This window comes from Enterococcus sp. ARL09-542 (assembly GCF_005234805.1).
GTDB lineage: Bacteria > Bacillota > Bacilli > Lactobacillales > Enterococcaceae > Enterococcus_D > Enterococcus_D gallinarum.
Genome location: NZ_QPQX01000030.1, coordinates 1 through 11,933, shown reverse-complemented (window position 1 = coordinate 11,933; position 11,933 = coordinate 1). Strand labels below are relative to the sequence as shown.

Annotated in this window: 7 protein-coding genes and 2 pseudogenes; all 9 read right to left on the bottom strand. The window is 37.5% G+C overall.

Features of this window, described 5'->3' with window-relative positions; all coding sequences use genetic code 11:
- Window positions 1-81 precede the first annotated feature (81 nt).
- The gene (locus DVW06_RS16330; protein ID WP_425340109.1) at window positions 82-921 is read right to left on the bottom strand and encodes a protein rep; all 840 of its coding nucleotides are present in this window, start codon (window positions 919-921) and stop codon (window positions 82-84) included.
- A 292-nt stretch (window positions 922-1,213) separates the two neighbouring features.
- A complete protein-coding gene (gene mobV, locus DVW06_RS16325) occupies window positions 1,214-2,476 on the bottom strand; it encodes a MobV family relaxase (RefSeq protein ID WP_000119405.1) in 1,263 nt (420 codons plus the stop codon).
- A 563-nt stretch (window positions 2,477-3,039) separates the two neighbouring features.
- Window positions 3,040-4,413, bottom strand: a complete 1,374-nt coding sequence (tet(L), locus tag DVW06_RS16315) for a tetracycline efflux MFS transporter Tet(L) (RefSeq protein ID WP_002345004.1) — start codon at window positions 4,411-4,413, stop codon at window positions 3,040-3,042.
- A gap of 97 nt (window positions 4,414-4,510) precedes the next feature.
- Entirely contained in the window at window positions 4,511-6,430 is a 1,920-nt protein-coding gene (gene tet(M), locus DVW06_RS16310; RefSeq protein ID WP_002345005.1) for a tetracycline resistance ribosomal protection protein Tet(M), read from the bottom strand.
- Between the two features lie 15 nt (window positions 6,431-6,445).
- A pseudogene (locus DVW06_RS17885) lies at window positions 6,446-6,493 on the bottom strand (hypothetical protein); the annotation flags it as partial.
- Between the two features lie 313 nt (window positions 6,494-6,806).
- Complete coding sequence (locus DVW06_RS16300) at window positions 6,807-7,721, bottom strand: conjugal transfer protein (RefSeq protein ID WP_002345006.1); 915 nt, start codon at window positions 7,719-7,721, stop codon at window positions 6,807-6,809.
- Window positions 7,722-7,735: 14 nt separating this feature from the next.
- The gene (locus tag DVW06_RS16295; protein ID WP_002345007.1) at window positions 7,736-8,737 is read right to left on the bottom strand and encodes a bifunctional lytic transglycosylase/C40 family peptidase; all 1,002 of its coding nucleotides are present in this window, start codon (window positions 8,735-8,737) and stop codon (window positions 7,736-7,738) included.
- On the bottom strand, window positions 8,734-10,917 hold the full coding sequence (locus DVW06_RS16290) for a CD3337/EF1877 family mobilome membrane protein (protein ID WP_002345008.1): 2,184 nt from the start codon (window positions 10,915-10,917) through the stop codon (window positions 8,734-8,736). The genes DVW06_RS16295 and DVW06_RS16290 overlap by 4 nt, the downstream gene beginning before the upstream one ends.
- Before the next feature lie 2 nt (window positions 10,918-10,919).
- Window positions 10,920-11,858 (bottom strand): annotated as a pseudogene (locus tag DVW06_RS16285) (ATP-binding protein); the annotation flags it as partial.
- Window positions 11,859-11,933 lie beyond the last annotated feature (75 nt).

The window sequence follows — 11,933 nt, the reverse complement described above, 5'->3', positions numbered from 1 at the left end:
CTCTCTTCGGGTTTTCGGTCTGTACTGAAATCAAGGTATTATTGGGAATCCCAGCTTAAATCATAGATACCGTAAGGGATTTTATTCTTTATTTAAAACTTTGCAACAGAACCATTTTTTATGTATTTCTTTTAACAAACCACCATAGGAGATTAACCTTTTACGGTGTAAACCTTCCTCCAAATCAGACAAACGTTTCAAATTCTTTTCTTCATCATCGGTCATAAAATCCGTATCCTTTACAGGATATTTTGCAGTTTCGTCAATTGCCGATTGTATATCCGATTTATATTTATTTTTCGGTCGAATCATTTGAACTTTTACATTTGGATCATAGTCTAATTTCATTGCCTTTTTCCAAAATTGAATCCATTGTTTTTGATTCACGTAGTTTTCTGTATTCTTAAAATAAGTTGGTTCCACACATACCAATACATGCATGTGCTGATTATAAGAATTATCTTTATTATTTATTGTCACTTCCGTTGCACGCATAAAACCAACAAGATTTTTATTAATTTTTTTATATTGCATCATTCGGCGAAATCCTTGAGCCATATCTGACAAACTCTTATTTAATTCTTCGCCATCATAAACATTTTTAACTGTTAATGTGAGAAACAACCAACGAACTGTTGGCTTTTGTTTAATAACTTCAGCAACAACCTTTTGTGACTGAATGCCATGTTTCATTGCTCTCCTCCAGTTGCACATTGGACAAAGCCTGGATTTACAAAACCACACTCGATACAACTTTCTTTCGCCTGTTTCACGATTTTGTTTATACTCTAATATTTCAGCACAATCTTTTACTCTTTCAGCCTTTTTAAATTCAAGAATATGCAGAAGTTCAAAGTAATCAACATTAGCGATTTTCTTTTCTCTCCATGGTCTCACTTTTCCACTTTTTGTCTTGTCCACTAAAACCCTTGATTTTTCATCTGAATAAATGCTACTATTAGGACACATAATATTAAAAGAAACCCCCATCTATTTAGTTATTTGTTTGGTCACTTATAACTTTAACAGATGGGGTTTTTCTGTGCAACCAATTTTAAGGGTTTTCAATACTTTAAAACACATACATACCAACACTTCAACGCACCTTTCAGCAACTAAAATAAAAATGACGTTATTTCTATATATATCAAGATAAGAAAGAACAAGTTCAAAACCATCAAAAAAAGACACCTTTTCAGGTGCTTTTTTTATTTTATAAACTCATTCCCTGATCTCGACTTCGTTCTTTTTTTACCTCTCGGTTATGAGTTAGTTCAAATTCGTTCTTTTTAGGTTCTAAATCGTGTTTTTCTTGGAATTGTGCTGTTTTATCCTTTACCTTGTCTACAAACCCCTTAAAAACGTTTTTAAAGGCTTTTAAGCCGTCTGTACGTTCCTTAAGGAATTCCTTAGTGCTTTCATAGATTAAACTCACATCACGCTTTAAATCGCTTATTTTAGACTTTAAAGACTTGTTTTCTTCAAGCAACTCATTATAATCATTTACATTTTCATTAAATCGCTCTACAAGACCACTATATTTTTCTTTAACTTGCCCATGTTCTTTACTTAATTTTTTATATTCTCTCGCCATATCAGTACTCATGAGATTTCTAACATGCTGTTTTAACCTATCGTTATCTCTCGCAGCAGTCACTAAGTTTTTATAATCACGCTCCGATATAACAACATTTTTGGTTGGTTTCTTTTCTGTTTTCATTATTTCTTTTCCCAAACCAAACATGGACTTTTCACCCGTTGGCACTTCAACACTTTTCATGTGTCGTTTCGCTGGTACTTCTAAATCTGATTTAACTTTATCGCTATAAGCAGTCCATTCATCTTTTTTAACTGCTAAATTTTTTTCTAGAAAATCAATCTCTTTTTCCAAAGTTTGTTTTTTAAATTTAGCTGTCTCAATATGTTTACGGTCAGAGCCACGTTCACCACGCTTCAACTCAAAACCCTGTTTTTTCATATGCTCGGGGAATTTATCTTGTAGCCATAACAGTTCTTGACGATTAAACACATTTTTTCCTTGCAGTTTTCCATCACGCATAGGCACAACACCTAAATGCATGTGAGGGGTTTGCTCATCATTATGAACTGTTGCATAAGCAATATTTTGCTTGCCATATCGTTCGGAAAATAATTTATAACTTTCCTCAAAAAATCGTTTTTGTTCTCCTGGATCCAGTTGCTCAAAAAAATCTCGGTCAGATGTTACTAGCAACTCATTTACAAGAACAGCATCTTTCCTCGTTTTTCTTGTACCTGTTTTTTGTGATTCAATAATTTCTTTGACACGTTCGTTGTAATCAATATTTTTATCATTTTTCAAATCATAATTTTCACGTGTTCGCTCATGGTCAATATCATCATTCGTTCTACTTTTTCGCTCTCTTTGATTATGAAATTGCATGCCTTTTAGTCCAGCTGATTTCACTTTTTGCATTCTACAAACTGCATAACTCATATGTAAATCGCTCCTTTTTAGGTGGCACAAATGTGAGGCATTTTCGCTCTTTCCGGCAACCACTTCCAAGTAAAGTATAACACACTATACTTTATATTCATAAAGTGTGTGCTCTGCGAGGCTGTCGGCAGTGCCGACCAAAACCATAAAACCTTTAAGACCTTTCTTTTTTTTACGAGAAAAAAGAAACAAAAAAACCTGCCCTCTGCCACCTCAGCAAAGGGGGGTTTTGCTCTCGTGCTCGTTTAAAAATCAGCAAGGGACAGGTAGTATTTTTTGAGAAGATCACTCAAAAAATCTCCACCTTTAAACCCTTGCCAATTTTTATTTTGTCCGTTTTGTCTAGCTTACCGAAAGCCAGACTCAGCAAGAATAAAATTTTTATTGTCTTTCGGTTTTCTAGTGTAACGGACAAAACCACTCAAAATAAAAAAGATACAAGAGAGGTCTCTCGTATCTTTTATTCAGCAATCGCGCCCTTTAATGGAACAAAAAGATTTGAATTCCTGTTATAAAAAAAGGATCAATTTTGAACTCTCTCCCAAAGTTGATCCCTTAACGATTTAGAAATCCCTTTGAGAATGTTTATATACATTCAAGGTAACCAGCCAACTAATGACAATGATTCCTGAAAAAAGTAATAACAAATTACTATACAGATAAGTTGACTGATCAACTTCCATAGGTAACAACCTTTGATCAAGTAAGGGTATGGATAATAAACCACCTACAATTGCAATACCTGTTCCCTCTGATAAAAAGCTGGTAAAGTTAAGCAAACTCATTCCAGCACCAGCTTCCTGCTGTTTCAAGCTACTTGAAACAATTGTTGATATAACTGTTTTGGTGAACGAAAGCCCACCTAAAACAAATACGATTATAATTGTCATGAACCATGATGTTGTTTCTAAAAGAAAGGAAGCAGTTAAAAAGCTAACAGAAAGAAATGTAACTCCGATGTTTAACACGTATAAAGGACCTCTTCTATCAACAAGTATCCCACCAATGTAGCCGAAAATAATGACACTCATTGTTCCAGGGAAAATAATTACACTTCCGATTTCGGCAGTACTTAGCTGGTGAACATCTTTCATCATATAAGGAACCATAGAGACAAACCCTGCTACTGTTCCAAATATAATTCCCCCACAAAGAACTCCAATCATAAAAGGTATATTTTTCCCTAATCCGGGATCAACAAAAGGATCTGTTACTTTCCTGATATGTTTTACAAATATCAGGAATGACAGCACGCTAACGATAAGAAAAGAAATGCTATATGATGTTGTAAACAACATAAAAAATACAATGCCTACAGACATTAGTATAATTCCTTTGATATCAAAATGACCTTTTATCCTTACTTCTTTCTTTAATAATTTCATAAGAAACGGAACAGTGATAATTGTTATCATAGGAATGAGTAGAAGATAGGACCAATGAATATAATGGGCTATCATTCCACCAATCGCTGGACCGACTCCTTCTCCCATGGCTACTATCGATCCAATAAGACCAAATGCTTTACCCCTATTTTCCTTTGGAATATAGCGCGCAACTACAACCATTACGAGTGCTGGAAATGCAGCTGCACCAGCCCCTTGAATAAAACGAGCCATAATAAGTAAGGAAAAGAAAGAATGGCCAACAAACCCAATTACCGACCCGAAACAATTTATTATAATTCCAAATAGGAGTAACCTTTTGATGCCTAATTGATCAGATAGCTTTCCATATACAGCTGTTCCAATGGAAAAGGTTAACATAAAGGCTGTGTTCACCCAGTTTGTACTCGCAGGTGGTTTATTAAAATCATTTGCAATATCAGGTAATGAGACGTTCAAAACCATTTCATTTAATACGCTAAAAAAAGATAAAACGCAAAGCCAAATTAAAATTTGGTTGTATTTAACCCTGTTACATTCATTACACTTCATAATTAATTCCTCCTTTACACTTTAATTCAAATCTTTATTAAAAAATATTTCATCTTATTTAACAAGAAACCATATTTATATAACAACATAAAATACACTAAGTTATTTTATTGAACATATATCGTACTTTATCTATCCGACTATTTGGACGACGGGGCTGGCAAACAGGTTCACCGGTAGTAACATGGTACCCTTTTAACTCTGTTAAACAAACACTACGTCCATTTGTAAAGAAAGTTAAATCACTACGATATTCTTGAATACACCGAGCAGGGATTTCTCCACTAAGAATGACCTCATTATTTTTCAATTGAGTGTCTACGATGTTCGCACAATATTTAGGAGCATCGTTGTATGCTCGTGAAAGATATTCCTGTGGCGCATAAATTTTAAAACTAAGATATGGCTCTAACAATTCTGTTCCAGCTTTTTTTAAGACTTGTTCCAATACAATAGGAGCAAGCATCCGAAAATCTGCTGGGGTACTAACAGGGCTATAGTATAAGCCATACTTAAAACAGATTTTACAATCCGTCACATTCCAACCATATAATCCTTGTTCGCAACCATAGCGTATCCCTTCCATAACTGCATTTTGAAATGATTGATTTAAGTATCCAAGAGAAACCGAGCTCTCATACTGCATTCCACTTCCCAACGGAAGCGGTGATACAGATAAACCAATGGAAGCCCAGAAAGGATTTGGCGGCACTTCGATGTGAATGGTATATTCTGCATTTTTTAACGGTCTCTCCATATAAATGACTGTAGGCTCTTTTAGTTCTATCTCCACATGATACTTTTCTTGCAACAGTGCACTAATCACTTCCATTTGTACTTTCCCTAAGAAAGAAAGTATAATTTCATGTGTCGTAGAATCCACATAATATTGTAGAAGCGGGTCACTGTCGGAGATTTCTAAAAGTGCATCAAGTAACATTTCCCTTTGTTGAGGTTTGCTCGGTTCAACAGTTGTTTGCAGCAGAGGGAGCGGATTTTCAATTCTCTCTCTCTGTGGCAATAGCTTTGTATCTCCAAGAACACTATTTAGCTTCAAAAACTCATTTTGCAAAATAACAATTTCCCCGGAATAAGCCTTATCAATTTTACATAATTCACCATTTATTGAAGTATACATTTCTGTAATTTTTATTTTTTCCTTTTCCGATATTCTAACCGAATCCCGCAAATGCAGGATTCCGCCATAAAGGCGTACATATGCAAGACGTTGTCTTTCTTCCGAATATTCAATTTTGAAGACATTTCCGCAAAGTTCAGACTTCTTTCTGTATGTTGATGAATAAAATTTATTCGTTATCACTTCTATAAGCTGCTCAATCCCTATGTTGCTTTTTGCGCTTCCATGATAAACAGGGTACAAGGAGCAATTCTGAAATCTTATGCTTTCCTCTTGTTCGAGTTCCAATGCTTCTAATGATTTACCGGACATATATTTCTCTAAAAGGTCATCGTTTCCCTCTATTACCGTATCCCATTGTTCAGATTCGGTAAAGTTCGTCACACACATATTAGGATACAGTTCTACCTTCTGTTTGATTACAATTTCGGCAGAAAGTTTCTCTTTAATATCCTGATAAACCGTTGATAAATCAATTCCATTTTGGTCAATCTTATTGATAAAAAAGATTGTGGGAATCCCCATTTTCCTAAGTGCATGAAATAATATACGAGTTTGTGCTTGTACGCCATCTTTTGCAGAAATCAGTAGAATTGCCCCATCTAAAACTGATAATGAACGATATACTTCTGCTAAGAAATCCATATGTCCTGGCGTGTCTATGATGTTCACCTTCGTATTTTCCCACTGAAAAGAGGTTATTCCTGTCTGAATTGTAATTCCTCTCTGACGTTCTAAAAGCGTATTATCCGTCCTCGTTGTACCTTTGTCCACGCTTCCTAATTCTGTAATCGCTCCACTGTTATATAATAAGCTTTCTGTTAAGGTAGTTTTTCCCGCATCAACATGAGCTAAAACTCCAATATTAATAATTTTCATGTGATTTTCCTCCATTCAAAAGCCCAAAAGGGCATAAAAATCCCAGTGATAAATACTCTTATCACTGGGATTTTTATGCATAACCATAGGCATACAAAGCATACAGATATTCTCCGGATACTTTAGAATCACATGATAAAGGTATTCTTAAACTGGGTGCAAAAAACTAAGCCCTCCTAAAAAAGGACATCCAATTATTTGTTCCCACTATCAAATTGACAGTTTATTTAAGAATACCTTGCCGCATATTTATTAACTCCTTTTAAATAGATACTTAAATAATAGCACGTAAGAGCATATTTGTAAAGGAATCTCCAATTTTTTATCAAAGAGAGTACGTGATTACAAAATAGCTGTAATAATGTACCAATATTTGTTATTCTATAATCTTCCAATTACTCCCGTTCTTTTCAAGTACCAAATCAAATTGAGATACCTGCGTTGCTTTGGTCTGCTGGTCGATATACTCCACTGTCAGCGATACCGTGACTTGATTATCCTTACGATTGTAAATAGGATTTACCAGTTCTTGAAAGATGTACTCTTTTCCGATTGGTTTTAATATCCCGTCATTCACATAGTAGGAAAGTTCACTGGCTGTCGCTGTAGGATAGAGCTTGAAGAACGTCGTTAAAAACTCATTGATTTCATTGGTTGTAATGGAATCAACCGTACCCTCACTTTCAATAGCTTTTGGTTTATAGTCTGATTTCTTTGGTATGCTAGTAATGGTCGGATTCTTAATGAGGACCATATTTCCAGTACTGTCTACATAGACACTCACTATATAAGCAGAGTGGACGGTCTTTGTATTTTCCCCCTCTGTAATGAGTTGGTCTACACTGTAGGTTACATCAAATTGATTGTCGCCATCTGCTTCTACCGTCCATATCTGAAATCCTTTTACAGAAGACGATACAGGAATATCTTTACGAACTGTATCGACATTCAGAGCTTGAAGTTCCTCTGTCAGATATGCTTTCAGGTTTTCTATGCGATTATCAATGGACTTGTCGTTTAGTTCCCATGAATAGTAGACTTTCGCAAAGTTCTCTACAAAATTTTCCACATGATGAGTATCGACATATTCCTTTTCTATGATGGTGGTTTCATGAATGGTATGGGTATCAATGGCTGTAAAGTGCTTGAATATCGCAAAGCTGAAACTAAGTCCTAAAAGTACCCATAGGACAATCACAACCTTTTTACGAGGATTGACCTTATAGACACGAGGTTTCTTTTCCTTTGGTGTCTGTTTTTCTGTATTCTGATTTTTTCCGAATTTCATCATTGAATCGTCCTTTCTTATTGTTTGATTCGTCCTGCTCCCACTAAATGCTGTTGCCAGTAAGAGCTTGTTAAGTCGGCATAACCGATAGGGTCGCCTGCATGAAACATACGGTTATCGCCTAAATAAATCCCGATATGAGTAATATAAGAGCCAGCGTTATAGGTAGAATGAAAGAAAACCAAATCGCCGGCTTTTGCTTCCAATAATGGGATATGCCGGGTTACATCATATTGCTGTTGTGCTGTTCGTGGTAAGTTGATTCCAGCTTTTCCATACGTCCATTGTGTCAGTCCGCTACAATCAAAAGAGGTAGTCGGGGAAGCTCCGCCATAGACATACTTCCAGCCTTCAAATTTCAGAGCTTCGTCCATGATGGCTTGTACTGTATCATCATCAAACTCTGTTGTGACAAGATACTGCGTTACCAGTTGCACATAAAACATATTCCCGTAATTGTATCGCCAGCCCCCATTGATAGGTATGGCTATGGGATTGGGGTAAGACACTTTTTCGTCACCCGAATACTCTTTTGAGAAACTTTGAGCCAGTTCAAAGGTATATTTATTCCCACGATTAGCCACATATCCTAAGAAACCACCACCATAATTGTAGGACTGGATAACCGATTCTAAATCTACACCAAGCCTTTCGCTACTGGCTAATAACTCACTGAAATACTTCACACCTTGCTTAATGGATTCTTCTGTACTCAATGAATTAGGTGGAAGACCGAGGGATTCCGAGGACTGCATAACATCTTCTGCTGTACCACCCGATTCCACCTGTATAATCGCAAGAAGTATATTGACGTATTCTTCAATTCCATATTCTTTGGCAACTTTTTCTACCATAGGCTTATGAGCCAGCACTTCTGCGGAAACATCCACACCGCCATAGTGAATGTTGGAAAAACCGCCATCTTGTTCATCTGAAAATAAAATGGCGACAAACAGAAGCAGTGAGAAGACCATCAAGAATAATCCCGAACCACCAATCACTAAAGTTTTCAGCTTCATGGTTTCTTACTGCCTTTCTTAATGGTGGCGGTTTTGATTGGTGGTCTACTTTTTGTATTTTGTAGTGGTACTCTTTGAACAGTAGACTGACGTTCTTTTGTGATTGAACGTTGTGAAGCTCTATCTGTTGGTGCAGTTGAAGTTACTGGCTTTTGAACCGTTCTTTCTTGAACTGTATTACTTTGACGTTCCGTTTTTAAACTTGAAGAATCGGACTTAACTGTTGGACGCTCTTGTTTGGCTTGTTGAGATTCCCTATAGGAAGCCTGTACAGTTGTTTGCCTTGAAGTCTGTCCATCATGAGATTGTTCTTGCTTAGTGGCTGGTCTTTCATGAACGGAAGAAGCTGGCTGTTTTTTCTGTTTGACCTGTTCCATTTCAGAGCGACGCTCCGCAATGGTTTTCCGTCTTTGTTCCTGCTGTTTCTTGCGTCCACTGGCTTTATCCGCTTTGGTTTGAGAAATACTTCTGGTTAAATCATGGACATTATCCGTCACTTTAGATTTTCCTTGATATACTGCATATCTTGCATTGGTCGGCAAATCCTTAACCTGTTCTTTCAAATTACCAGCAGTATCTACCATTCTGTCTTTGGTATCAGCTACTGTACCGATGGTTTGACCGATACGCTTTCCTAGTGTTGATTTTTCCTGCCCGTTTGGTCGAGAGTGATCTGCTTGTGTACTCGCAGAACTTCCCGAACCCGACTGTCCTTTTTTACCCGTAGCACTGGCAATGGCAGACCCAGCCCCTAAAGCAGTCACGGAGCGTCCAAGTTTCCGCTGTAGACGGTGCATGTGAGCGTGCATAAGCATACGAGGTTTTCTCATCATACGACTTCCCACACTTTGAGAATCGTTACTCTGTAGAGAAAACATACTCATTAAATCGCCCAGCTTAAAGTAGATTCCTGCAAAGGTCACAATCTGTAGAAAAGCAATCAAAAAGAACGGATAACCAGCCGATAAGGTATAGAGCATGGTTGAAATACTAAATGCTGTCGTAATAATCAATGTGATTCCAGCTCGTGTCAAAATGGTATTAAAGAGCTTTGTTATGGCTCGTTTTGACATACCATCAAATGATGGAATCATGCTTAAAATAAAGCTCACAGGCAGAAACATAGCATAGATGATAAAAAGTACCTGCGAGAAAATCATGATTCCTGTTAATAGGAATACAAATATGGAAATCCCAATATTGAAGACAAATAGGAAGAAGACTGTACCTAAACGGTTAATCGTCTTTGTAATCGTCATATTGGTATTGCTTCTATCTTCAATTTCTTCCGCAACAATTTTTTCTCTGTCTTCCCCATTGTTGGAATCTGGACTGGTTGAGAGCAGGCTTTCCACACGGTCAATACCAATACTTTCAATGTCTGAACTGTTATATTGAAGCAGTAGCCACGGTTGCTGAACCTGTATGGAAAATAGGCTGTCACGTATCAAGTCCACACTGTCCTTGCCTTGACTATCTGAATGGGGCATGACAATTTTTGTACCCAGTGACAAACTAGCGTTGCTGATGTCTGATGAAAAGTCATTGATTTTTTTAATGTAGTCGGGAGCGTAGGCAATAAAGGAAGCCGATAGGATAAAAACCAGCACAAAATTCATGAGGGCATGAATTGCCTTTGTGGTTTCTCTCTTTATCAGTCCTGTATAGGCAACATAAACCCCAAGAACCAAAATCAAGAGTAAAAGGAATCCAACATAGAAACCCTCTGTTGATAGTCCACTAGGCGTAACCCCTGCAAGGGTCTGCATATTCTTGCCAATGGAATCTGCTGTAGCGGAAATGAAGTCTAAGGAATAGGCTTCCTGTACTAAGTAACCCGTCGCATTGGAAACATAAAGACTGATTGTCCAAATAAAATTGGTAATGGCATATAGTCCATACATGACTTGTTTTCCAATTCCGTCCGACCAGTTCCACGGTAGCCAGCCCCAGCTATTATCCACATAAAAATCCAGTTGATAGTTTTCAAGTGGGTATCGGCTGTATTCATTTGCCACATTGACCGTATCATCTACCAAGCCCGCAGCTTGAACCACCGTTCCCAGCATGGCTAAAAGAAAAATGGCAATCACAAGTGTGAAAGCCACTGTCATTGCCACTTTACCTAGACGTTTCAGCGTCCAGTTTGATTTTATTCTGTTTAATATTGATGGTTTCACATTTACACCTCTTTTCGCACAGGTGGTCTGGTATCAAAGGCATGGAGCAGTTCTTCAAATACAGGGTGGAACTGTATCACACCGACACGACCATATAAATCACTGATAAGGCATTGCCCGTTTTCCAAATCACGCAATCGCTTCTGATTGTTTTCGTCCTCTGGGTCTACACCAAAAAAGGCAAGGGTTTTTTTAATCTCGTTAAGGTCAGTGGAACGAAAGGCAAATTTTAAGCCGAGGTTATTTTTCAGTTTTTCATCTAAGAGGTCATCTGTATTTTGGGTCACGAAATATACCCCAGCGTTCATAGCACGACCAGCACGAACCAGCTTCATAGATAGTGTTTTCCCTTGTGCCACCTGTAAGAAGCTCCATGCTTCGTCTAAGTCTACAATCTTGAAAATACTTCGGTCTGTATGGATAAAGTCCAACGCAAAGGTACTAATGACAATCAGCATTGCTACCGATAGTAACTCCATTGTGGTATATTCCTCAAAGGAAGTTTCCTTGTCAGGAAGTACCAAGTCGGCAACCTGTATAATGTTCAGTTGTTTTTCAAGGCTGATAGACTGCTCTACATAACCATCACTAAAAAGCAGATGGGCAAAGTCATAGTCTGTAAAACTTTCGATATGGTCGGCTATGCTGGTACTTAGTGGCGTATTCTCAACCCGTAATTCTTCAATCACTTTCATCAACCCTCGCACTTCACTATTGGTTACTGCACGAATGGCTTTTCTAAGGATTGGGAAGCGTTCCCCATCACGAGAGGAAATCCCCGTAAGGAATGTCAAAATATCAATAGCCAGTGATTCAGAATCTTTGGTATTTTTCATAATTACATAAGGGTCAAGTAAGCCTTTGTTTTTCTCATCAGAAGTCAGATTGACGATATTGATTTCATGGGAAATCTCTGGCAAGGTTTCTTTCCATCTGCCACGTTATAGCGATAGGTAACTTTTTGATGTTATCTCCAAGTTTTCCCCCGCTTCACACCGTACATGAAACTTTCGCTT